The sequence below is a fragment of the Pseudoalteromonas sp. SR43-5 genome, assembly GCF_014163835.1.
Lineage (GTDB): Bacteria > Pseudomonadota > Gammaproteobacteria > Enterobacterales > Alteromonadaceae > Pseudoalteromonas > Pseudoalteromonas distincta.
In genome coordinates, this window is sequence record NZ_JACJEA010000013.1 from 1 (window position 1) to 24,548 (window position 24,548).

A 24,548-nucleotide genomic window follows, 5' to 3' on the forward strand; every position below is an offset into this window, starting at 1 on the left:
CTACATGGATGTAGGTAAGGGGCGTGAGCAGGACGCGGAAGCTTTGCTCGGTTTTTACTTAGCCCGCTAGGTTACAAACCTCACGCCGCGATTAAATCGCCCCTAGATTGAACAAATTTTAATCCTGAAAGGTCAACAGGCCCTAGTCATTTAAATAATATTCAACACTGGTTACCACTCTTATATTTTTTATTTGCGGTGTGTTTGAATCTCGATTACTGATACTAAATTGCCCTTGGCGAGCTGTTTTTATTTTGCCTAATTTTGAATTAGAGTCTTTAGCAAATTTATTAGCGACTTCACGCGCTTTTTCAGTTGCTTCTTGCACCATCGCAGGCTTTACATCATTGAGGCCAGTAAAGATGTATTCAACTTTTGTTTCGTAGCTATCTTGCACTATTGCGATATCTTGTTTAGCAAGCTGGCTTACTTTACTCAGCGCGTTTTGCACTTTATCTGGCGCAGCAGAATAAACAATAATATTTGAGCGCACTATGTATCTAAATTGTTGATTTTCATTACTGTATTCACGTGCTTGCTTATCAATAACTGACTGGCTACCTATTGTTATTTCATCGTCGTCAAAACCATGGAGTTTTAAAAAAGCAGTTACCGCATCATTTTTTTTCTCAACTCGGCTTACTAATTTTTCAAGGTTATTGTCGGCATCACTAAATTGCAGAGGCCAAATTACCGTATCGGCTATTACTTCTCGCTCGGCCAATCCCTTAACCTGCACAGTACGTTCCATCCCTTTCACACTCAAAGCGGTACTTTTTAAAATAAACCCTAAGCTAATTAAGCCTATACTTAAACAAATAGCCGCTATAACAATGTAAAAACCGGGGGTTTTATTCACAATAATCTCCTTGATTGATATCAATAATAAGCATCGAGACGCTCGAAATAACACAGTAAACAGGGTACATTGAGACTATAAATAACGCAAAATTTAATCAGCCTAGGAAAAACCATGAGCCTTAAGCGTATAACCCAATTTTTTAACCCAAGCTCAGTGGCCGTTATTGGCGCCTCTAACATATCAACTCGGGCTGGTTTTGTGGTTATGCGCAACTTACTTCAAGGTGGCTTTAAAGGGCCAATAATGCCTGTTACTCCAAGCCATAGCGCAGTACATGGCGTACTTGCTTACCCTTCTATTGCTGACTTACCAAAAGTACCCGACCTTGCTGTTATTTGTACCAACAAAAACACCTTAATTGATATTATTGAGCAGCTTGGAGAGCTTGGCTGTAAAACCGCTATTGTTATTGCCGATGGGCTGTCTGGGGAGCAAAAAAGCGCGCTTAAAGCATGTGCTCAAGCCAAGCAAGTTACTTTGCTTGGACCCAACTGTTTAGGCTTGCTGATCCCTCATATTGGTTTAAATGCGAGCTTTTCACATACCGTGGCAAGCCCAGGTAAAATAGCATTTGTATCGCAATCAGCAGCAGTATGCTCAACCATTTTAGATTGGGCTAAAAACAAAGAAATTGGCTTTTCATATTTTGTATCAGTAGGCGATTGCCTTGATATAAACTTTAATGAACTACTCGACTTTTTAGGTCGTGATGCTAAAACCAAAGCTATTTTACTCTACATAGATAACATTGAAGATATTCGTGGCTTTATATCAGCAGCAAGAGCCGCGGCCTTTAGTAAGCCTGTAATTGCGATTAAAACAGGTAAAACAACTGCGGGCGCACTTGCAGCCGAAATTCACACCGGTGGAAAGCAAAGCTCTGACGCTGTTTACGATGCGTTATTTCAACGAGCGGGTATGCTGCGTGTAAATGATTTACGAGAGCTATTTGCAGCGACACAAACACTCGCCATGCATCCAAAATTATTAAAAGTAGAACAACTGACAATTTTAACTAATGGTGGCGGCCCGGGTGTTATGGCTGTTGATGAGCTAATTCAAAGCTCCGGTAAATTAGCAGAACTAAGCATTGAAACCCGAAATGCGCTAAATAAAGTCATTCCACAATCAGAAACCACCTCAAACCCTGTGGATATTTTTGGCGACTCAGCACCTGCGCGTTATAAGCAAGCATTAGAAATTTTACTGCACGCAAAAGAAGTTAAAAACTTACTGATTATCCATACTCCCTCAGCGCTTGCGCCCAGCGAAGACTACGCCAACATTATTGTAGAAACCTTACAAACATTACCCAAAATGGCGCGCCCTTACGTTATAACTAACTTTATGGGTGAAGACGCATCTTACGCCGCCAGAAAAGTGTGCTCAAACAACGCAATACCCACTTATCGTACGCCCGAAGGGGCTGTAGGCGCATTTATGCACTTGGTAACGTATCGTCGTAACCAAAAGCATTTAACGCAAACACCTGAGTCGAACACTGATGACGCAAAAATAAATAAGGTGGCAGCTAGAACCCTTATTAATGAGTTTTTAGATGATGGACAAAGCTACTTACCTACTCATCAGGCAAGCCAAGTATTGAACCACTATGGTATTAAATGCATTCAAACTGAGGTCGCTTACACCCCAACAGAAGCCAAAGAGCAAGCCATAGAGCTTGGTTTTCCAGTCGCATTAAAACTGATTAGTCCAAGTATTGCCTCAAAGTCTGAAGTAGGTGGGGTGGTGCTTAATTTAAACGACGCCAACGAGGTTGAACAAACTGCTTTTGCGATGCTTATCCGTATTAAAAACACTTATCCGGATGCTGTTATTGAAGGGTTTTCATTACAAAAAATGGCGCCGCGAGCAGGCGCAAATGAGCTGCGAATTGCAATTAAAACCGAGCCTAATTTTGGCCCAGTTATATTATTAGGTGAAGCAGGCACCGGCCTTGAATATGCACAAGCCGCCGTTGCTCTGCCTCCACTGAATATGAACTTGGCAAAGTATTTAATTGCCGCAGCGCACGACAAAGGCGTATTAAAGGAGCGCATACTCCCCGAGAAAGTTGATAAGTATCGTTTATGTGCACTGCTAACGCGTATTTCTCAGTTAGTTATTGATCAACCCGATATAAGCTCAATGGAACTAAATCCTATACTTGCCAGCAATGGACAGTTTTTAGTGCTCGATGCCACTATGACACTTAACCGCTATCAAGCTCAGAGCAATCGTAAGCGCTTATCTATTCGTCCTTACCCTATTGAACTTGTTGAAGTGGTAACACTTAAAAACAACACTCAAGCTACGCTCAGACCGATAAAACCGGAAGATGAACAAGCTCATAAAGTATTTGACGAGTCACTTAACAAAGAAGACAGATATAAACGCTTTTTTGGCGAGCTTCCACAGTTTAACCACGATCAACTCGCTAAAATGACGCAAATTGATTACGACCGTGAAATGGCGTTTATTGTGTGCCAACGCTTTGAAGGTAAAACCCGTACACTGGGTGTGTCTCGCGTCATTATGGACCCCGATAACTTACATGCTGAGTTTGCTATTGTAGTACGCTCAGACTGCCAAGGCTTAGGGCTTGGTCGTATACTAATGAGCGCTGCAATTAATCACTGTAAACGTCAAGGTGTGGAGTCGATTGAAGGCATAACCTTACCAGAGAATACAGGGATGATCGAACTTGCCCGTAAGCTAGGTTTTAAAATTAGTCGCGACTTTGAAGAAGGCAGTATTAACATGGTACTTAAACTTAAATAATGAATGAACCGCAAACGTTACGCCAAAAAATGGCTTGCCTGTTTGAAGGTAGAGGTCAATATCAACGCTCAGGGCATATTCTTGATATTGCGCTCATTAGCATAATAATGATTAACGTTGTAGCCATTGTTATTGAGTCAATCCCAAGTGTGGCAGAGCAGTATTACAACGAATTCTTAGTTTTAGAAATTGTATCGGTCGCTATTTTTGCTATTGAATACTTAGCCAGGCTTTGGGCCTGTGTAGATAAAACACAATATGTAGCAATGGAAGGCTCGAACAGTAAACGCAGATTAAAGTATTTTTTATCACCACTTGCGTTAATCGACTTAATAGCGATTTTGCCAAGCTTAATGATGTTTTTATTTCCTCTCGATTTACGTTTTTTACGCATACTCAGATTATTAAGAGTATTTAAACTCACTCGCTACTCACGCGCCATGCAGCTACTTTTAAAAGCCTTTAACGATGAAGGTAGTTCATTAATGGCTGCTTTTTTTATAATGGCCGTTGTGCTTATTTTAGCTTCATGCGGAATTTATTTAATTGAGCACGATATACAACCCGATAAATTTGGCTCTATTCCTGCGGCTATGTGGTGGGCAATGGCAACACTAACGACCGTTGGTTATGGCGATGTAGTACCTATAACGCCATTGGGTAAGTTTTTCGGTGGCGTTATCACACTACTGAGCATGGGTATGGTCGCTATTCCTACCGGATTACTGGCGTCTAGTTTTTCAGAACAGATACGTAAACGGCGTCAGTTTTTTGAAGACGCAGTGCACGAGTCAATTCAAGATGGTACACTTAATGATACCCAACAAGTACACCTAGAAGAGCTACGCCATAAGTTAGGCTTGAGTAAACTAGAAGCTAATAAGGCCATTAAAACGCAGTTAAATGAGCATAACAGCCATTTGTTTTGCAGACACTGCGGTAAAAGGCCTTAAACAAGTACTGCTATGATTAATTAAATATATCACTCCAATCGCGATTAATAAGCGCGAGTACTTCGGTATTAGGTACCGGTTTACTAAATAAATACCCTTGGAAATGCTTGCACCCTCTCGCCTTTAAAAAAGCAAGTTGGTGCGAGCTTTCTACGCCCTCAGCGACACACTCTTTGCCTAAACTATCTGCAAGCGCGAGTGTTGATTGGATAATGGCCTCATCATCAGAGTCTATGCCTATGTCTTGTACAAAGCTTCTATCTATTTTAAGTACATCAATAGGGAAACGCTTTAAATAAGTAAGTGATGCGTAACCTGTACCAAAATCATCCATGTACAATCTACAACCCAACTTTTTAAGTTGTTCCATGCTGTGCAGCGCTTCTTTTGAATCACGCATTAATATTGATTCGGTTATTTCAAAAACAATTGCCTCAGATGATACACCTGAATTATTTAACGCTTTTTTAATTTCAGGTACGAGTTCTTTAAACTCAAAATCTAGTGCTGATAAGTTAATAGATAAATACAGGTTAGGTGAGGCTTTTCGCCACTCTTTTAACTCCAATAAAGCGCGCGCAAAGGTCTGCAGCATAATTTTTGTAATTAAGCCTATCCCCTCTGCAGCCAGCGAAAACTCTTGAGTTTGTACTAGTTTATTTTCGGGCCAACGCAGCAGCACTTCAAAGCCTTCTGTTTTTTGGCTCTTAGCATTAATAATAGGCTGATAGTAATTACAAAACTCTTCTTCTCGATACGCTCTAGTAAGCTGAGATTCAAGATGCAGCGCTCTTTGAACATGCTGGTTCATCTCTTGCTTATAAAACTGGTAGCGCCCTTCTAAAGAGTCTTTTGCATGATATAACGCTATGCTCGCAGCTTTTAAAAGTGCGGGGCCTTGCTCTGCGTCATCTGGCGATATCGACACACCAATACTTAAATTAACGTTTACAACTTGACCATTAATCGCAATATTTTGATTCACGCAATCCATCAACTTAGTACATATTATAAGTACTTGCTCTATCTGATGAATATCTTCTACTAACACGACAAACTCATCGCCACCAAATCGCGCAACACTATCCGATGGTCGCAAAGAGCACTTTAAGCGCTCAGCAACTTCTTTAATTAGCTCATCAGCCGCTTCGTGCCCTAATGAGTCATTAAAGTATTTAAAACGTTTAATATTGATATGTAACAAAGCCACTTTGCATCCATGCAGTTTTGCTTGTTCAAGGGCGTGTTCAACGCGGTCATTAAATAATGTACGATTTGGCAGCCCAGTTAAGGCATCGTAGTTGGCCAATAGGTGCAGCTCGTTTTCAGCTGTTTTTTGTGCGTTTATATCGGTTAAAATAATGACATAACTATTAAGGCGCTGCTCGTTATCGGCCACTGCACTTATTTTCACAAGTACATGACGCGATTCACCATTAGCTAAAACCACACTGTCTTCGCACGAAAAATGCTCCCCAACAGATAGCTTTTGCATAATGCGTAAATAATCAAAACGATTGCTGCGCGATATACCTAAATTTAAAGTCCGGCTAGATAACGACTCAGCGGAGAAGTTAAAGGCGGTTTGCAGTGATTTATTAGAAGCCCGAATATTTAAGTTTTTATCGAGTATAAACACCCAATCACGTGTTTGCTCAAATGCTGCCGTAAATAGTAAAGCGTGTTCTTCAAACACCATCTCACGGGTCATATTTGTATAAGTACCCGCTACTTTTTGTGGAGTTTTATCATCCCACTCAACTACTTTTCCAAAGTCCTTATACCAGCGCCAATAGCCTTTTGCATGGCGCAGGCGGTAGGTACAATTAAAGTAGCCTTTATCGGTAGATAAAAATTCAAGCCACTCTAAGCGAAATAGCTGTTTGTCCTGCGGATGAATTTTAGATAAATATTCATCAAGGCTTACGGTTTCATTTTCGTAGCTTAACTCACTCGCTAAGCGGGGTTGGTAAATGCTTGGGTTGCTCGACTCCCAATCCCAGACACCCGATTCGCTGCCTTCAAGTGCTAATTTTAAACGCGCTTCGCTTTCTTTACTTTCTTTATTTGCTGCCAATAAAATACGCTGAATTTTATTACGGCGCATAACCCACATAGCAACAAAACCAATAAACAGCATGGCGTAAAGCACCATAAAATAAGGTGCACGCCAAAGCGGATACTTTACTTTTATTTTTAAAATAGCAGGCGAGGTATATTCGCCAGTCAGGGGGTCTTTAGCCCAAACTTTTAATTGGTAATTACCTGGATTCAATTTTGGAAACAATACGCGGTTGTTATTTCGAGTATAACTTTTTTGTCCGTTATCGAGTTGATACTCATAAATGATGCGTTCTTGATTACTAAATGCCATAGCCGAAAATGCCACTTCAAGCCCAATATCATCATGGTTTAACACAACCTCGTTAAGAGGCTGTTTTAAATCAAGCGATAGATCTCGTGACATTAAATCAACTCGCGTAATATTTACGTGATCAATAAGTGATTGGTAATTTTGGTTTTCCATTGGGTGAAAATAAGTAAAACCTTTTAAGCTACCATACGCAATATGGCCATCTTTAAGCTGTGCCATGGCGTTACTATTAAACTCTGCAGAGAGTAGCCCTTCTGACGTAGAAAATTGTTGAAAATGAAGTGTTTCTGGGTTTAATCGCCAAATGCCTTTATGGCTACTCATCCAGATCATGCCATCATCATCTAGCACCATATCGTAAAGCAATGTGCCTAATTTATTCTTCTCTAAATCGATTGTATGTACTAATTGATAAGTAGATGCGTCAAGGCCTATCAAGCCAAAATTAGAAAGTGATATCCACAATATATTGTTGTTATCAATTAAATAAGAAAGCACGCTAATGGCTACGTTTTCGTGCTGCTTTGGCACTTTGTAAATCATTTTAAGTGCTAAATCACTTGGGTTTACTTGATATAAAATTCCAGCATTAAAAAATAGTGGCGAGTCTGGCTTATTGCTCAACGCGGGTAAAAAGCCATGAGCTAAAAAGGGTTCAAACTGGTCAAACTGGCCACCCAGACGCGTTATTACTTGAGAATCTATATTGTATATAAATACCCCATGATCTGAGTGCACAAAGTATAGATCGCCATTTGGCATTAGTGTAACGCCATGCACTCTACCAGTAATCAGCTCTTGATCAGCAGGGTTATGCACTTTTGGTTCGCTAACTTGATGCGTTACAGGGTCAAAAATAAATAAACCACGGTTTGTATAAAGCCATAAATTATCTTTATAGGGCGTTATTTCATATACGGTAAACTCAGTGGTGAGTAAGTCGACTTTGTAGTCTTTTAAATAAGCTTTACCAATATTTGTTTTTAAATCAACCTCGGTAATACCGTTATGCGTTGCAAGCCAAAGCTTGTCTTTATATTCGGTAATCCCCCAGATAGAGTGATGTGATAAACCATCCCCCCCGAGCAAAGTGCCATCGACATTATTAAAATGATAGCTGTCGTGAGATAAGTAAAACGCTCCATCAGTCTTAGTCGCAACCCATGTACCACCCGATTTATCTTTAGCCATATCAATAATACTGGTATCGGCAAGTGTGTACTTACTTTTGGCTATTCGAGTATTTTTAATCATCTCTTTTGTGTTTAAATCAAATTTAAACAAGCCTTTGTCGGTAGCTAAATCTATTGTTCCGTGTTCGTTTACTATGCTCCAAACATTTAAGTCACTTAGTAATACTTTACTTTTAAAAGGTAAATCTGGGCGTTCAAACATTTTTGATAAGTTACTAATATCAACTTCGTATAAGCCTTGTACCGCCCCTACTAACAACTGTTTATTTTCACCTAATGCGAAAGACTTCACATTATTTTGGTAAATATGTTCAGCTTCACCTTTTAAATGCTGTAGAGGTCTAACTTGCTCGGTGGCAATATCAAATACGTATGCACCATGGCTTGTACCTATAAATATATAACCATTGTAGGCAAACAGCTTTCTCACAAGAGTATTTTTATATTTAGCAGGCAGCTCAAAAATAGTTGTTATTTTTCCGGTTGCGATATCAAGCTTTGCAAAGTCGCGGCCTCGCCCAATCCAAAGTGTTTTTTTATCAACGGCCACCATACTAAAAACAGACTGATTGATAATTTCTTCTTCACTGGTAGGTTTTTCTAGAAATTGCTGATATGAATCTGTTACGGGGTCGTATCTAAATAGGCCTGCAAGTAAAGAGGCAATCCAAATATGCCCTTGAGGGTCTTGGTAAATACGATCGATGATCGCCTCTTCTAACTCACCATTAGGGCCGTTTATTGGAATAACTTGATAGCCATCATAACGATTAAGCCCGGCCTCTGTCGAAAGCCAAAGGTAACCGTTAGTGTCTATAAGCATTGTATTAACGTAGCTTTGCGATAAGCCTTCGCTTGGAGATAAACGTTTTACTTGTGCCCCTACTTGGCAACTTAGAATAGTTATTAAAACTACAAAGCAACTAATGATCCCATTAACGCATTTACTCATGCTTATTCCATATTATTATTTATTATTATGGGTACTCTAAAGCGACTATATTTCGATGTTTGTAAGTATCAAAAAGTACTTGTAAAGCAAGAGTATATGTTAACACCTGGTTAAAACCAATAGCGTAATATAAATCAGCTACGTTTTCATATGCGAAGGTCTTTATCTCTCTATTTTGCGACTTTAAGAGTGTTGAAAGCAATTGTTTTGCAATCCCTTCACCGCGATGTTCCAGCGCAACAAACATGGTAGATAAAAATAAAAACTCTGTTTTATCTTGTAACCTACATGCTGCCACTATTTCATTATTATAGTAAGTAACCCATACCTTATCTTGTTTATTAGCACGCCCTCTTACGCTGTGCTTTTTGTAGAATTTATTCACAAGTGGGGTTTTTAGTTCATTTAACACTTCAACTTTATACATTTTTATATCGATATTTAGCTAAGCATTAGCGCTAAATACTGTTCAAATTTTTGTTTCAAAACCATTTGCTCTGCCACTGGGCGGCTGTGGATTGTGTTGTAAACTTGCTCTCTCGTTTTTTTATTACGCTTAATTTGATACGCCCAAAAAGACGCTTCATAATCTAACTGAATTTGATATTTTTCTTCACGTGGTAATAGGCATAAATTAAAACTCACAATACTTCCTCATTCGCTTTTAAGATTATTTGATTCCCCCTCTAAACTGGGCAAGAGGTAATCTCCTTGTTATTATACGCGTCTTATTTTATTTATTTCTGTAGTAATTGGAACTGATAATGAATAGACATTTTAGTATCTTGTTATTATTGGTAAATTTATTTTTTTGTGCCTCTTGTTTTAGTCATCAATACAACCTCACTTTTAATCGTCCGCAAAGTACACCTCAAGCTGATTATGCCCTCGAGCTATTAAAGTTAGCATACGCAGATATCGGTTTTAAAATACATATAATCGATTTTAGTCACCAAAATGCTTTGCTCGCTGCAAATAATGGCGTACTTGATGGGCAGTTAGGAAGAGATGCAAGCGTTGAAGAAAATTACGAAAACTTAATTAGAGTCGATTATGAGCTATTTAAGTTTGACTTAGTATTATATAAAAACTGTTTACCTAACAGTTTAGAACAGCTCGATAGCGTCGCAATTGTTGATGGCTACCCTGTGCAAGAACATTATTTAGCAAGCACACAGTTTGCAGGGAATATTATTAAAGTTAAAAGCATGAATACCCAACTTAATTTGCTTGCTCAGAAAAAAGTACAGGGAGCTTTGATGATTAACTTTATAATGCAAAATAATGAGCTCCCGTCACCTCAAGGCTGTTTTGTAAAAGAAGTATTGAGTACTTATCCGCTTTATCATTATTTAAATAAACGTAATGAAAACTTAGTAGAAAAGCTTAAAATGTCATTAATTAACCTAACTAACAATGGCACTGCGTACGCACTAAGAGCCAAATATGGATTAAGCTTTTAAAAGTCGAACCCTTGCTGCTGCGCCTGCGTGCTTGGCACTGCATTTTGCTGCTTTTTTTGAAGGTAGCGCTTGTAGCGCTGCTGGCACAAACTAAGCACCTTCTTTTTTTGGTCGTTCGATAAGGTATTCCACGAAAAGCGCTCATCCCGACTACGATAACACCCTTTGCAATACCCTCTGTTGTTAACTAAGCAAATACTTTTGCAAGGACTTGGAATATCAAATATTTCAATTTGTTGCATGCATAAGTACCGCCCAGTTGAAAAGGAGGTATTAGTATAGCGTTATTTTTGAGCAAAAAAAAAGCAGCAATTTAATTGCTGCTTAGTTTTGTTGAGCTGGGATTATTAATACTCACAGCTATTGGTATTTATCTCTGTTTTACGGTGAAATGGCTTAGCGTACATGGCCAGCACTAACGGTTTTAACTCTTCTGGTACACAGGCTAAACGCTGTTCAAACGTCGCTGTATCTGGAGAGTCTATTACCGCCTCTTTACAGCCACCAGCAATGTAATTACCTGGGTGCAAATAAAACGAATCTACAATTTGCCTATCAATTGTTTTAGCAAGCTCTTCAGCACTATCACATTTAGATTCGATTGGCTGTCCAAATGCTAAATGCACATGCCCTTTAGCTGAACTAAAACCTTCAACAATACTGGCAATATCTTCACCCGCTGACTTAATATATTCACCATGATGCTGTTTATGATAAAGCTCTTTAGCCTTAGCAATTGCACACGGTTCATATTGATAAGAAATAGAAACAGGCACTATTTTTAACTCTTTAATATAATCGCCAAATTCTTTCTTTTGTTTACGTCCATTTAATTGCAACATTTTTAAAAGGGCAGGATCTGTTTGATCAAAACCGTCTTTTGCACGTCCTTCTTTTTGTGCAATCCAAATAGAATTTCCACCGATTAAAGAGTCATAGATATATGACGATAACTGGGTTAATGCTTTTAACATTTCTTTTGGTGCTTTAGCAGAGCGCTTAACAATGAAACTTTTATTTAAACGCATAAGCTCAGTAATGTAAGGTATTTGCAATAAATTATCGCCAATAGCAATACGCACTGTTTTCATTTTATGCTGATATAAACCCCAATTAACTAATGCAGGATCAAGCACTATGTCTCTGTGGTTTGAAATAAATAAATAGGCCTGATTAGCGTCTAACTGATCTAGCCCAGAAAAGGTAACTTTTGATGTGGTGCGCTTCACTAGTTTATCTAAGTATTGCGCCACTTCATTTTGCACATCTTCAACGGTGCTTACTTTGCCCCATTTTTTGCGTAACTGACTTCTTACCATTGGACGTGCAATAAAAGGCACTGCCGATAAAAAGCGCGGTAAATTATACTTTGCTATTACATCAATAAACGCATCATCGTTAATCAAACGTGTAAGCGACGCCGCAACTTCGTCGTCGTTGTATGGGCGTATATCTGCGTATTTATCTTCTAATTCACTCATTACTACATCTACAATGTTAAAAAACGGCACGCTAAAGCGCACCGTTTATGTCTATATCCGATTATAACTCAGCCAATCTAAAATGCGAAATAACCAAAAAAACGATTTTTTATTTTAGCAACTTGCTTTAAAGCCGAGTTTAATTACCTTCTATGACCACAGGCTTGCTTATAAGTGCAAAAAAACTGATCAGTCTAGCAAAATACCATGTTCTCAATCTGCTAGTGGGCAGACCACTACTACATAGCCCTCTAATCATTTGGTAGTAATAGCATTAACAAAGCCTTTCTTTCGTAGTACCTTAAGCCCATATTTTAGATTTTTGTTGGATCGTAAGCCTCTTTTTTACGATTTTAACTCTTTCAGATCCACTTATTTTAGGGCTCATAATGAACATTACTATTCTTGATAACGCAACGTTAGCTAAAACATCTCTTTCGTGTATAGAACAACTTGGTAAATTAACGACTTATGAACTTACCAGCCCAGAGCAAGTTATTGAGCATTGCCAAGGCGCTGATGTATTAATCACTAATAAAGCAGTTTTGAATCGCGATACGATTAGTCAGCTAACACAGCTGAAATTAATTTGCGTAAGTGCAACCGGTACTAATAATGTTGATTTAGAAGCCGCTAAAAAATTTGGTATTGCCGTAACTAATGTAGCTGGCTACTCAACCCCTTCAGTTGTTCAACATACATTTTCTTTAATTACTAACTTACTGGGTAACACCCACCGCTATCAGGCGGATTGCCAGCAAGGCGCATGGCAAAAAAGTGAAATGTTTTGCATACTCGATTACAGCTTTAACGACTTGCAAGGTAAAACATTTGCCATTATAGGCGGCGGTACGCTAGGCAAAGGCGTTGCTAAAGTGGCTGAGGCATTTGGCGCTAATGTTATTGTTGCAGAGCGTAAAGGGGTTAAATGTCGCGATGGTCGTACGCCTTTTGAAGACGTCATTAAAACAGCCGATATAATCAGCGTACACTGCCCGCTTACAGATGAAACACGTGATTTAATCGCACTTAATGAGCTTAAAATGATGAAGCCAAGCGCTATAATTATTAATACAGCACGTGGTGGTATTATTAACGAAGCCGACTTAGCAACAGCGCTTAAGCAAAACCTAATTGCTGGAGCGGGTGTTGATGTACTAACTAAAGAACCTGCTGAAGCTTCAAATCCACTTGCTAATTACACAGGCAATAACTTATTACTTACTCCACATATTGCATGGGCAAGTACTGAATCTATTGTGCGTTTAATTAATGAAGTAAGTTTGAATATTGCGGCATTTACTAAAGGTGAATCACGCAACCGCTTGGTTTAATCATTTTATTGTAGTAATCAAATAAGCTAAAAAGTGGCTGTTTTTACTAATATATTTAATATTTTATTAGATAAAAACAGCTTAACTCACTTAACAAACTGATTCATAACAACTTATCAATATGGTCTACTCTTTGCTTTAATACAGTTAATAACCAATTAAAAATCTTATTAAGGTAAATAAAAATGAAAAAATCACTTTTAGCAGCCGCTTTAATCGCTCCATTTTTAACAGGCTGTGTTATTGCCGTGTCAGATGGCGAAGCTGAGACTCATTGGGCAGGGAAAAACTCATCAAGCTGGCAAGCACAGCATAAAAATAATCGTGAAGTGATATCAGAGCTAAAAATGGATAGCAGCTACCAGTCTGTTTTAACGCAATTAAAAACGCCTAATTTCACTGAGCTATTAAAAAAAGATGACGATGTATACCAAGTACTTTTTTATGTAACGCATAGCAAGCATTCAGATTCAAAAACAACAAAAGATGAATGTACGCCACTTGTATTTAAAAATGATAAGTTGGTGGGCATTGGTGACACCGCTTTAGGTATGATCACGCAGTAACCAATAAAAAGTAGTTCGATACAAAAACGCCAATATATGAATATTGGCGTTTTTTGTATATTAAGTTTTTAGCGTGCGACTATTCTATCTCTCCCTGCATCTTTAGCGGCATATAAGCCTAAATCGGCCTCTTCTAATAATGCTTGCTCAGCATACACTTTACCACTTTGTGTAGTGGCAATACCTATACTTATAGTGATGTGGTCTGCATTTAATGAAGCTTTATGTTCTATATTCAAAGCATTTACAGCATTGCGTAATTTATTAGCAAACTCCATAGCTTCATGCTTATCAATTCCTGGTAGCACAGCAGCAAATTCTTCTCCGCCATAACGAGCAATAAAGTCACTGCCACGTTCACATTGAGCTGCAAGTGCTTGCGCAACATTCTTTAAACACTCATCGCCAGCACGGTGTCCGTAGCAATCGTTGTAACGTTTAAAGTGGTCTATATCCATAAGTAACACCGATAGCGGTGTTCCACTTCGCTTGCTGCGGCGCCATTCTCGAGATAAGTTTTCATCAAGGTAGCGTCTATTTGGTATTTCAGTTAAGCCATCTATCGAAGCTAGCATTTCTAGCAAATCATTTTTTTGCTTTATGAGGAGTTGGTTGCGCACTCTAACGCGAACAATAGAAGGGCTAAATGGCTTGGTTATGTAGTCCATTGCACCGAGCTCTAAGCCCTTTGCTTCATCATCATGGCTACGATTGGCTGATATAAATATAATAGGAATAGACTGAGTTATTGGGTTTTCTTTAAGCTCCACAAGTACTTGATAGCCGTCAATTCCAGGCATAATTACATCAAGGATTATTAAATCAACTTGCGCTGTTTTTACAAAGGTCAGTGCTTTTTCACCACTTTCAACTAAGAACACGTTGTGTTCTGCTTTAAGTGTTTTTTCAAGTACTAATCTGTTGATTGGATCATCATCCACAATAAGTACTTTAGCTCTTTTCGACATCCCTAACCCCTAGCCCTTTTATAAAAACAATTACCTGTTCTAGCTGTATGATAAGCTCTTGTAGTGTTATTTCAATAGGCTTATTAGTTGTTTTAAGCGTTCTTTCACACAATAAAGCACAATGTGATAATCGTCTAAAACCTAAATTACCTGCAACACCCTTGATACTATGCACTAAACGTACCAAATCATCCTTATTGGTTGTTTCTTCTAGTTGCGATAGCTGGGTTTCACACAAGCTAGCAAATTTATCAATCATCGTATTAAGTAGTTTTTCATCCATACTAAACTGCGTTAAAGCAAATGATTTTTCAAAAAAGCTTGGTTTAACTAAGTTTAAATCAGCAATTGCATCAATAAGTACTTTAGCAACAACCGGTTTAGTTAAATGTTTATTCATGCCGCACTTTAAAGAACGTTCTACATCAGCAGGTTCACAATGAGCCGTTAAAGCAAAAATAGGCAGTTGCTTTGCGTCAAACTGTTGACGAATCAAAGCGGTTGCTTGACAGCCATCGATTTTCGGCATTTGCACATCCATCAATATTAAGTCAGGCTTTAAAACTTGCAATAATTCCATACCAATTGATGCGCTTAAAGCCGTGACAATATTTACGTTTGCTTGGCGAAGAACACTGCTAATTATTTCTAAGTTAAGCTGATTATCATCAATTGCTAATACAAGTAGACCCGATATATCAGCTTTACTTTCAGTTGCACTGTGAACTGCGGCACTTGTATTAACTATAGGCTTTTGCTGAGAGTTCAAACTAAATAGCCTTTGCCCTAATGCCGATGCTTTAACGTGGTGCGCAGCTAAGTGCTCGCTTGTCGGTAAATTAAGTGTGTGCTGATGATTAATAATAATTACCGATGTTTCTTTAGCTGATAACGAATCATTAATCGCTTCAACATTTAAAAGTGCAGGTAAGTCAGCTGCATCAATTATTATTTTTTGAGTATTAGAGAGCTTAATTGGGTATTTTAGTACCTCATCTAAATTAATATTAGCAAGTTCGTTATATGCATTTGTTACCTGCTTAAGCTCTTTACTTTGATCAGATAAAATAGCCAATGTATTAGTCGGTAGCACTGTGTTTTTAGTGGTATCAACTAACAAGCTAATACTGAAATAAAATTCGCTGCCGTGGCCTGTTTTACTCTTTAAAGCAATCTCCCCACCCATTAACGATACTGCATGTTTAACAATAGCTAAACCTAGCCCAACCCCTTGGTGTATGCGGGTTGAAGATTCATCACCTTGAGTAAAAGCATCGAATAAGCGACTTTGATCAGCTTCATCTATACCCATGCCAGTATCGATTACTTTAAAGCAAATATGCTGTTGCTCTAGGCTATCGCTTTCAATAAGTTCCATTTTTAAAGTAATGGAACCTGTTTTTGTAAACTTAACGGCATTAGTTAATAAGTTACCTAATATTTGCTGCAAACGTATACTGTCGCATATCAAATCAGGTGCTATTAGCGGGTCAATATCAATAACAAATTCAATACCTTTTCCTTCGCACAATGGAGTCGTTAAGCTTTCACAAATATCCACCAGCTCAACCATGCTAAAAGACGCTTGTTTTAAATCGGTTTGCGAACCTTCAATACGTGCAAAATCAAGCATTCTATTAAGCATTAATAACAAGCTTTGTGCTGCATGCTTAGCTTGATCTGTTTGTTGTAATTGCTTTTGCGTTAAGCCTTGCTCTATTAACATATCAAGCAACCCTAAAACAGCGTTCAAAGGGGTACGTATTTCATGACTTAAATTGGCTATAAAGCGGCTTTTAGCTAGGGTTGCTCGTTCGGCATCTAGTTTTGATTTAGTTAATGCACTCACATCCTGAATGTGTATAACATAATAAGCTGGATCGCGGTTTTCATCCCAGACAAGCGATACACTTAGTTGCAACCAGCTTGTTAAGCCCCCTTGAGCAAGCGTTAAATGGTATACGCGTTTTTTGTCATCTAGCAATTGCGCTAAAGTGCTTTTTATTTGCTTCCATTGGGAGTCATCAAATAATGCTTTCAACTGCTCCCCAACTAGTACTGGCTGATCAGAAAACTGCTTTCTTGCTGCTTTATTTACTTGCAATATGGTGTGTTCAAGCGAGAGTAAAACCACGCAGTTAGCCGCAAATTCAATTGCACTTCTAAATTTAGATTCAGATGATTTTAAGGCCAATAATGTTTGTTGCTGCTCGGTAATATCGCGACCAATGCCCATGGTTCCTAACAGGTGTTGGTGCTCGTTATAAAAAGGTGCAATAGTAAGTTGATACGATTTTGTATCGGTTTCTATTCGCTGTTCAACACTATTTCTGTTTTGTAATACTTGTTTTTCAAGCGCATTTATTTGCTGATCATTGTCACCTAAATCATCTACATATTTACCAACTAATGCAGTTTGATCTTTACCGATATATGCCTCAAATGCTTTATTGCATCCTAAGAATGAACCATCAATATTTTTAAAGTAAATAAGGTCTGGCACACTGTTTAGCATAGTGTTGAGTAAAGCTAAGTGGCGCTCTTTCGCTTCGTAACTGCGGCTTAGTTTTTCTGATTGTAGCTGAACTTGGTCGTCCAGAGCTTTATTTGCACTTTGTAATGAATCAACTAACTGTTTGTTTTTAGTAAATACACGCTTCACTTTAGAAAACCAAGGTTGCCAGCTCAGTGGTACTTTGTAATTTAGCTGCTCTTCTTGTTGTGTCCCGTTACTCTCAAGGTATGACATTAAGTGAGTCATCGGCTTTATAAAAATGCGCTGACTTAACCAAAAAAACACGCCAAACATAATACTTAAAAATAGCGTTAAAAAAGTAAACTCTAGTAATATCTCATACTTAATTGAGCTTATTAATTGGGGTTTGTGCTCGTAAAATGCTGCGTGAATAGGTAACGCATCCATAGGCTGCATAAAGTAATTACTATCACTAGTTAATACTGTTTTTTGACTCTGATGATCGGCCAAGTCTGGCCAATAATTTTTTAACGCAGTCGCTTGCTCTATTATCTGTTTAGAGCTGGCGATAATTTGATGCGATTGGTTCATAAAAACGTATTCACCACTGTTCGGTGACACCTTTTTTAACCATCCAGAAATTGCTTGAACATCATAAATTAAAATAATGTAATCGGCTGAGCCTGTGCTTCGTTGTCGACCAATAGCAAAATACGAATTGTCATTCACCTTAACAATAGGACTTGAAGTAAGTTTGTTTTGCGCAAATTTTGGCTTAAATTTTCCATTTAAAATTTCAGTAAGCATAAAACTTTGGCTTTTGTTGTGCCTGCTTACATAAGCAAAACCATTATCATCAACATACGCTACAGCAGATAACGACTGCATTAATGCAAGCGTTGTATTAAACGAAGGCCCTAATGTAATAGCCTGCTGCCACTGCATTAATGCCTTAGCAGATAACGCAAACTCACCTTTACCCACTATTTCAGTACTTTGATCAATAAAATGACGATAATAGTAACCATCATATTGATTTATGCCTTCGAGCAAATCTTGGTTTATTTTGGGATAAGTCGCTTGCTCGTATAAGTTAAACATGGTGGTAAGTAGATTACTCACCGAGTCCATCCCGTGAGTAACCTGTGCTGAAACATTTGTAAAGTCAGCTTGGCGTTTTTCAACCGTCCGCTCAAGCTTTATATTATATAAGTGCAAGCACAGTAAAAAAGCGACAATCAATGGCACTAACAGCGCAATAAATAATGAACGATAGTAATGCTTCAGAGGTAAAAAATTCAATGTACTGCCTGCCATTTGGCTCGAAAATCAATCGATAGACTATCGAGCCAATTTGTTAAGCGCAAGTTATAAATTTTCTTCTGCAAATGACGCTAAGCGACTACGCACAACACCGTTGAGGTTTATTGTTGCGCTGCCTTCAAAGTTTTTAAAGCGCTCTACTATGTACGTTAAGCCCGATGTTACTGGCGTTAAATAGTTACTATCAATTTGCGCCAAGTTACCTGTACAAATTAATTTAGTACCTTCGCCGCAGCGAGTAATAATCGTTTTAAGCTGAGATGCCGTTAAATTTTGGCTCTCATCTAAAATTACCACTGCATTTTGAATGCTACGCCCGCGCATAAAGTTAACCGATTTAAACTGTACATTAGCCTTCTCCATTATGTAATTTCGACTCGATATTGGATTTTCGTCGCCTTTGTGCAATACCTCTAGCGTATCGGTAATGGCTGCAAGCCATGGCGCCATTTTCTCCTCTTCTGTACCGGGTAAAAAACCAATGGACTCTGCTATTTCAGGGGTATTACGGGTGACTATTACTTTATCGTAAATACCTTTTTCAATTACCATTTCAAGGGCGCTGGCAAGTGCTAACAAGGTTTTACCACACCCAGCAGGCCCTGTTAAAATAACAAGTTCAATACTTGTATCCAGCAGTGCATCTAATGCCATCCCTTGATAAATATTTTTGGGCTTAACGCCCCATGCTTGTTGATGCATTAGGCGCTCAACGCCAATATCTTTTAGCGTTATGTGCTCGTCATCGTAGCATTTAACACGCGCCGCAAACTGCTCCTCTCCATCAAGTAAATATTCATTACAAAATACATCAGGTATTAAGTTTTTAGGCACATGATGAAACGTATCACGTCCGTGTTGCTGCGTATTACACTCCCCTACATGCTGCCAAAAATCACCTTCAATTTTTTTATAACCACTAGTGAGCAGGCTTATGTCATCAATAAGTTGGTCGGTGCGGTAATCCTCAACATATTTAAGCCCTGCGCCTTTGGCCTTTAAACGCATGTTTATGTCTTTTGTTACTAATATAACTTTTGAATCACTGTGCTGCTTTTGTAAATACACGGCGCAATTAATAATACGATGGTCGTTTTCGTTACCCGGCAGACCAGAAATAGAGTCGGCAAATAAATGGTCGTTTACAATAATGAGGGTACCGGCAGAGCTCGCTTTTGCCTTTTTGTTACTCGGCAGCGCCACGCCTTGTAGCATTTGTTCAGGCGTTGCATTTTTAAGAACTTCATCTAATCCACGAATAGCGACGCGCGCATCACGGCTTACGTCGTGTTTTCTGTCTTTTATATGGTCAAGTTCTTCAAGCACCGTCATCGGAATTACAACGTCATGCTCTTGAAAAGACAAATAAGCGAGTGGTTCGTGAAGTAGTACGTTGGTATCTAGCACATACATTTTACTTTCAAGGTTCGAAGCTTTTTCCATAGCACTTTCCTTACGTTTTATGATTTTTATGCTATACCAAAATAACTAAGTAAAACGGGCAAAACTTAAACCTGCAATACTTAATTGCTAAGGCATAATGTAAGTTTAGTCTATTTGTCATAAAAGTCCGTTTTATTACAAACTGTAATTAGTTTTGATTTACCTAAAAAAGAGTCATAAACAAGCTGTTTTAATAGTAATAATTAACACTTACAAAATTAATTAAAAGTGAGCCAAATAGCGCCTTGCAGTGGTGTTAGCTTACAGGTAACATAGCCGCCTTTTTCATCATAGACGAGACATACATGAATTTTTCCTTAGGTCAGCGTTGGATCAGTGATACAGAGTCAGATTTAGGATTAGGCACCGTTGTTGCCATTGAAGGCCGTCAGGTCAGCATATTATTTCCTGCCAGTGGTGAAAACCGTGTTTATTCTAGTGCAGAAGCACCTGTTACCCGTGTGGCATTTAATCCTGGCGATGTGATCAAAAGCGTTGAAGAATGGGAATTAGAAGTAGAGTCTATTGAAGTACAAGGCGAGTTACTTTGCTATCACGGCACCCGTGTTGATAATGGCGAAACGGCTAAACTTAAAGAAACCTTTTTAGATCATTTTATTAAATTTAATAAACCACAAGATCGTTTATTTGCAGGCCAAGTAGATCGTTTTGATCGCTACACACTTCGCTACCAAACGTGGTTACATAAATTTGAACGTGAACAATCGCCTATTAAAGGTTTAATTGGTCAGCGTGCTAATCTTATTCCGCACCAGCTTTATATTGCACAAGAAGTGGGTAAACGTTTTGCCCCACGCGTACTTTTATCAGATGAAGTAGGCCTTGGTAAAACAATTGAAGCGGGCATGATACTACATCAACAAATTATTAGTGGCCGTGCAAGCCGCGTACTTATTGTGGTGCCTGAAAATCTACAACACCAATGGTTAGTAGAAATGCTACGCCGCTTTAACTTACGTTTTTCTATTTTTGATGAAGAGCGCTGCGATGAAGCGTTTGCAGATTCTCCAAACGTATTTGATACAGAGCAACTAGTACTTACCAGCCTTGAGTTTTTAACCAAGAAAAAACGTTGGTTTGAACAAGCAACGCTTGCTGATTGGGACCTTTTAGTAATAGATGAAGCCCACCACCTAAGTATCAATAACGGCAAGCCAAGCTCAGAATACCAACGTATGGCAGAGCTTAGCCAAGATATTCCGGGTCTTATTTTGCTTACAGCAACGCCTGATCAACTTGGTCACAGCAGTCACTTTGCACGTTTACAGTTACTCGATCCGGATCGTTTTTACGACTACGACGTGTTTAAAGAAGAAGAAGCAAATTATAAAGACGTAGCGCAAGCGGCAAATCAATTACTGCAAGAGCAAGCTCTGGACGACGCAGCCAAAGCCACGCTAATTGAGCTATTAAAAGAAACCGACATTACTGATATTCTTGAAAAAGCACAGCAAGGTGATTTACCAGCGCGTAAAGAAATACTTAACATGCTACTCGATCGCCACGGCACAGGTCGTATATTATTCAGAAATAGCCGCAGCGGCATTGACGGCTACCCAAGCCGTAAATTACACGCCTACCCAATGGCATTACCAAAGCAGTATAAAACGGCTATGTCGGTTCTTGGTAATATGGGCGGTATTCAAAACCCTGAACTAAGTGCACACCGTGCTCTGTTTCCTGAAAAAATATTCCAAGAATTTGAAGGCGAAAGCGCAAGCTGGGGTTTATTCGATCCACGTGTAGATTGGTTAATCGACACCCTTAAAACACTTAAGCGCGAAAAAGTACTGCTTATATGTGCTAAAGCTGAAACAGCTATCAGCCTTGAGCAAATACTGCGTGAACGTGAAGCAATTAAAGCGTCGGTATTTCACGAAGGCATGTCGATTATTGAGCGTGACCGCGCTGCTGCATTTTTTGCAGACGAATACGATAATGCACAAATATTACTGTGTTCAGAAATTGGCTCAGAAGGTCGTAACTTCCAGTTTTCGCATCACTTAGTGTTGTTTGATTTACCACTAAATCCAGATTTGCTCGAGCAACGTATTGGTCGACTAGACCGTATAGGTCAAACGCAAGATGTGAACATTCATGTGCCATATTTTGAAAACACCGCTCAAGAAGTACTGCTACGTTGGTATAACGAAGGTCTAGATGCATTCGAATCTACATCAACAACGGGGCAAATGCTTTATAAAGAGTTCCGTGATGACCTACTTGAGCATATTTCTGCGCATAACTGCGATGAAGACGAACTCGATCCATTACTTGAGCAAGTAGCACAACAAAATGCGGTACTGCGTAAAAAAATGGAAAGCGGACGAGATCGTTTACTAGAGCTACATTCATCGGGTCAAGGTGCTGCCGACTCGCTTGTGACTGATATCGAAAAACTCGATAACCAGTTTGAATTGCCAAGCTACATGATCAACGTGTTTGACACATTTGGCGTAAGCCAAGAAGATAAAGGCGAAAACACCATTATCTTAAAGCCAACGGAACATATGTTAAATGCATCGTTCCCATCGCTTAAAGAAGACGGTATGACGGTTACCTTTGATCGCGACACTGCACTTTCGCAAGAAGATGTACACTTTATCAGCTGGGATCACCCTATGGTGCAAGGCACCATGGATATGATTTGTGACGACGACTTTGGTAGCGCATCAGTAGCATTACTTAAAAACAAAAAGTTACCGCCTGGTACCTTTTTTGTTGAGCTTATTTTTGTTGCAGAAGCAATGGCACCAAAAGTATTACAAGTTGGTCGCTTTTTACCGCCTACACCAATTCGTATATTGCTCGATAAAGCAGGTAATAACCTAGGTGAAAACGTGGCATTTGAAGGCTTTAATCAGCAGTTATCAGCCGTAGGCCGCCAAACAGCAAGTAAGCTTGCCGGTGCATTGCAAAGCGCTGTTCACCCAATGATCACTACCGCTAAAGATATGGCACAAGAAAAACTTGAAGTTATTCGCGCAGCGTCACTTGCTAAAATGCAAACATCACTCAGTGAAGAGCAAGAGCGACTTGTTGCCCTGAAGCAAATTAATCCGAATATTCGCCAAGAAGAAATTACCTTCTACGATAAGCAACGTAACGACCTAACTACGTATATTGAAAAAACGCAGTTACAACTTGATGCAATTCGCTTAATAGTGGTTTCACACTAAATATTTAGTTTTTAGTCTTTTGAGCCGACTCCAGAGTAAATTTAGAGTCGGCTATTAAGCTTAATTGATATAAATAGCTGTACCTTTTTAAACTTCATTTAAAAACCACGTGTTCTTATTTTACTATGAGCCACTTCTACCCTCTCTAGCTATATATTAAGCCCTTTGTTGGACTGTCGATTTTGCTAAGCATAACCATATCTAAAAACTCAAGCTGCACTCTATACAACTATTCTGTGAGATAGTTGATAGGTTTATTTTCCCTTGCATAAAGTTGTTTTTTTGTTAACCTACTCGCCTTCCATTTTAGTCTTTTTGAGGTGTTTATGGCGTTTCTATCTCGTTCGATATTGGCGTTTTCCATAGCGCTCTCAAGCACTAGTGTCTTTGCTCAAGCCCAATGCGATGTTGAATTACGTCATGGTTTAATTATTACTGACGATGCAATTCGCATATTAGATAAAGGCCAAACTCGTGTCCAAATTAATAACAATAACCAACTGTTTATTCGCGGTTATTGGGTTGATTTAAGCGATGACGAAAGCAAAGTACTCGAACAGTTTAGTAATGGTATTCGCCATACAGTCCCCGAATTAGTAAACCTTGCTACCGATGGTGTTAACTTAGGCTTAAGCGCTATTGAACACGTAGTTGAAGGTATGTCAGACAAAGAACCTGAAGTACTTAAAACACAATTGCAGTATGTAGAGCGCGCGCTAATGGATAAGTTTAAGCGCGGAGATGACTTCTTTTTTATAGCCCCTCAATCACTTTCGCAAATAGATGATTTTTTTACTAAAGAGATCAGCCAGCAAATTCACTCTGCTGTTCATGGATCGTTAGGTGCTATTTTGGTATCACTTGGCGATGCGTTTAAATCGCGTGAAGGTAATATAGAAGATCGCATTAACGACATGGGGCAACGCATGGATATTATCTCAAGAGAAATTGATAAATCGCTACAAAAAAAGGCACATCAATTAGAGCTTAAGGCTTCTGAGTATTGCGAATGTTTAAATGCACTCGATGTAACCGAATCTCGCTTACAGGCAATAGTACCTGGTATGGCCGATTACGATTTAGTGCAAATAAAGTCTTAGAGTACGTATTCGTTTTTAGAATAAAATAACACCGAGTATAAATATACTCGGTGTTTTGCTTTGTAATTGATTAAATGAT

At 38.8% G+C, this 24,548-nt stretch carries 16 protein-coding genes; 7 read left to right on the top strand and 9 right to left on the bottom strand.

Going from position 1 to position 24,548, the window contains the following annotated elements; translation table 11 throughout:
- Positions 1-142 precede the first annotated feature (142 nt).
- Complete coding sequence (locus H5090_RS09350) at positions 143-859, bottom strand: SIMPL domain-containing protein (protein ID WP_002962579.1); 717 nt, start codon at positions 857-859, stop codon at positions 143-145.
- A 114-nt stretch (positions 860-973) separates the two neighbouring features.
- Here H5090_RS09350 and H5090_RS09355 point away from each other — a divergent pair, with 114 nt between their 5' ends.
- Positions 974-3,643, top strand: a complete 2,670-nt coding sequence (locus H5090_RS09355; RefSeq protein WP_039488310.1) for a bifunctional acetate--CoA ligase family protein/GNAT family N-acetyltransferase — start codon at positions 974-976, stop codon at positions 3,641-3,643.
- Positions 3,643-4,596, top strand: coding sequence for an ion transporter (locus tag H5090_RS09360; RefSeq protein ID WP_182695540.1), 954 nt, complete (start codon positions 3,643-3,645; stop codon positions 4,594-4,596). Before H5090_RS09355 ends, H5090_RS09360 begins: the two co-directional genes overlap by 1 nt.
- A gap of 16 nt (positions 4,597-4,612) precedes the next feature.
- On the opposite strand, the gene H5090_RS09365 is transcribed toward H5090_RS09360, so the two are convergent.
- From H5090_RS09365 to H5090_RS09375, 3 genes are read right to left on the bottom strand one after another with little or no spacing between them, the layout of a single operon-like run.
- The gene (locus tag H5090_RS09365; protein ID WP_182695541.1) at positions 4,613-9,115 is read right to left on the bottom strand and encodes an EAL domain-containing protein; all 4,503 of its coding nucleotides are present in this window, start codon (positions 9,113-9,115) and stop codon (positions 4,613-4,615) included.
- 25 nt (positions 9,116-9,140) lie between these two features.
- Positions 9,141-9,542, bottom strand: coding sequence for a GNAT family N-acetyltransferase (locus H5090_RS09370; protein WP_182695542.1), 402 nt, complete (start codon positions 9,540-9,542; stop codon positions 9,141-9,143).
- A gap of 14 nt (positions 9,543-9,556) precedes the next feature.
- Entirely contained in the window at positions 9,557-9,760 is a 204-nt protein-coding gene (locus H5090_RS09375) for a DUF3283 family protein (RefSeq protein ID WP_024596204.1), read from the bottom strand.
- A 119-nt stretch (positions 9,761-9,879) separates the two neighbouring features.
- Here H5090_RS09375 and H5090_RS09380 point away from each other — a divergent pair, with 119 nt between their 5' ends.
- Positions 9,880-10,578: an ABC transporter substrate-binding protein gene (locus H5090_RS09380; protein WP_182695543.1), complete on the top strand. Its 699-nt coding sequence runs from the start codon at positions 9,880-9,882 to the stop codon at positions 10,576-10,578.
- Here H5090_RS09380 and H5090_RS09385 read toward each other — a convergent pair.
- Both H5090_RS09385 and H5090_RS09390 read right to left on the bottom strand, forming a co-directional pair.
- Positions 10,575-10,820: a DUF1289 domain-containing protein gene (locus H5090_RS09385; protein WP_008170756.1), complete on the bottom strand. Its 246-nt coding sequence runs from the start codon at positions 10,818-10,820 to the stop codon at positions 10,575-10,577. The two genes, H5090_RS09380 and H5090_RS09385, sit on opposite strands and share 4 nt — an antisense overlap.
- 105 nt (positions 10,821-10,925) lie before the next feature.
- A complete protein-coding gene (locus H5090_RS09390; protein ID WP_154903727.1) occupies positions 10,926-12,059 on the bottom strand; it encodes a 1-acyl-sn-glycerol-3-phosphate acyltransferase in 1,134 nt (377 codons plus the stop codon).
- 389 nt (positions 12,060-12,448) lie between these two features.
- Between H5090_RS09390 and H5090_RS09395 the strand changes: the two genes are divergently transcribed.
- Both H5090_RS09395 and H5090_RS09400 read left to right on the top strand, forming a co-directional pair.
- Positions 12,449-13,393, top strand: a complete 945-nt coding sequence (locus tag H5090_RS09395; RefSeq protein ID WP_182695544.1) for a D-2-hydroxyacid dehydrogenase — start codon at positions 12,449-12,451, stop codon at positions 13,391-13,393.
- A 185-nt stretch (positions 13,394-13,578) separates the two neighbouring features.
- Entirely contained in the window at positions 13,579-13,959 is a 381-nt protein-coding gene (locus H5090_RS09400; protein ID WP_024596200.1) for a DUF3192 domain-containing protein, read from the top strand.
- 68 nt (positions 13,960-14,027) lie between these two features.
- On the opposite strand, the gene H5090_RS09405 is transcribed toward H5090_RS09400, so the two are convergent.
- From H5090_RS09405 to H5090_RS09415, 3 genes are read right to left on the bottom strand one after another with little or no spacing between them, the layout of a single operon-like run.
- A complete protein-coding gene (locus tag H5090_RS09405) occupies positions 14,028-14,927 on the bottom strand; it encodes a diguanylate cyclase (protein WP_182695545.1) in 900 nt (299 codons plus the stop codon).
- The gene (locus tag H5090_RS09410; protein ID WP_182695546.1) at positions 14,911-18,720 is read right to left on the bottom strand and encodes a PAS domain-containing hybrid sensor histidine kinase/response regulator; all 3,810 of its coding nucleotides are present in this window, start codon (positions 18,718-18,720) and stop codon (positions 14,911-14,913) included. Before H5090_RS09410 ends, H5090_RS09405 begins: the two co-directional genes overlap by 17 nt.
- Positions 18,721-18,771: 51 nt before the next feature.
- Positions 18,772-20,169: a PhoH family protein gene (locus tag H5090_RS09415; RefSeq protein WP_182695547.1), complete on the bottom strand. Its 1,398-nt coding sequence runs from the start codon at positions 20,167-20,169 to the stop codon at positions 18,772-18,774.
- Between the two features lie 305 nt (positions 20,170-20,474).
- Between H5090_RS09415 and rapA the strand changes: the two genes are divergently transcribed.
- A complete protein-coding gene (gene rapA, locus H5090_RS09420; protein ID WP_182695548.1) occupies positions 20,475-23,369 on the top strand; it encodes an RNA polymerase-associated protein RapA in 2,895 nt (964 codons plus the stop codon).
- 326 nt (positions 23,370-23,695) lie between these two features.
- Positions 23,696-24,469 carry a YggN family protein gene (locus H5090_RS09425; protein WP_024605080.1) on the top strand — a complete coding sequence of 258 codons (774 nt, stop codon included), beginning with the start codon at positions 23,696-23,698 and terminating at the stop codon, positions 24,467-24,469.
- Positions 24,470-24,548 lie beyond the last annotated feature (79 nt).

Excerpts from the sequence above, each read along its gene's own strand:
- rapA (WP_182695548.1), top strand. The coding sequence starts at position 20,475 with ATGAATTTTTCCTTAGGTCAGCGTTGGATCAGTGATACAGAGTCAGAT.
- H5090_RS09425 (WP_024605080.1), top strand. The coding sequence starts at position 23,696 with ATGGCGTTTCTATCTCGTTCGATATTGGCGTTTTCCATAGCGCTCTCA.
- H5090_RS09370 (WP_182695542.1), bottom strand. The coding sequence starts at position 9,542 with ATGTATAAAGTTGAAGTGTTAAATGAACTAAAAACCCCACTTGTGAAT.
- H5090_RS09380 (WP_182695543.1), top strand. The coding sequence starts at position 9,880 with ATGAATAGACATTTTAGTATCTTGTTATTATTGGTAAATTTATTTTTT.
- H5090_RS09360 (WP_182695540.1), top strand. The coding sequence starts at position 3,643 with ATGAATGAACCGCAAACGTTACGCCAAAAAATGGCTTGCCTGTTTGAA.
- H5090_RS09395 (WP_182695544.1), top strand. The coding sequence starts at position 12,449 with ATGAACATTACTATTCTTGATAACGCAACGTTAGCTAAAACATCTCTT.
- H5090_RS09355 (WP_039488310.1), top strand. The coding sequence starts at position 974 with ATGAGCCTTAAGCGTATAACCCAATTTTTTAACCCAAGCTCAGTGGCC.
- H5090_RS09385 (WP_008170756.1), bottom strand. The coding sequence starts at position 10,820 with ATGCAACAAATTGAAATATTTGATATTCCAAGTCCTTGCAAAAGTATT.
- H5090_RS09415 (WP_182695547.1), bottom strand. The coding sequence starts at position 20,169 with ATGGAAAAAGCTTCGAACCTTGAAAGTAAAATGTATGTGCTAGATACC.
- H5090_RS09365 (WP_182695541.1), bottom strand. The coding sequence starts at position 9,115 with ATGAGTAAATGCGTTAATGGGATCATTAGTTGCTTTGTAGTTTTAATA.
- H5090_RS09400 (WP_024596200.1), top strand. The coding sequence starts at position 13,579 with ATGAAAAAATCACTTTTAGCAGCCGCTTTAATCGCTCCATTTTTAACA.
- H5090_RS09405 (WP_182695545.1), bottom strand. The coding sequence starts at position 14,927 with ATGTCGAAAAGAGCTAAAGTACTTATTGTGGATGATGATCCAATCAAC.
- H5090_RS09390 (WP_154903727.1), bottom strand. The coding sequence starts at position 12,059 with ATGAGTGAATTAGAAGATAAATACGCAGATATACGCCCATACAACGAC.
- H5090_RS09410 (WP_182695546.1), bottom strand. The coding sequence starts at position 18,720 with ATGGCAGGCAGTACATTGAATTTTTTACCTCTGAAGCATTACTATCGT.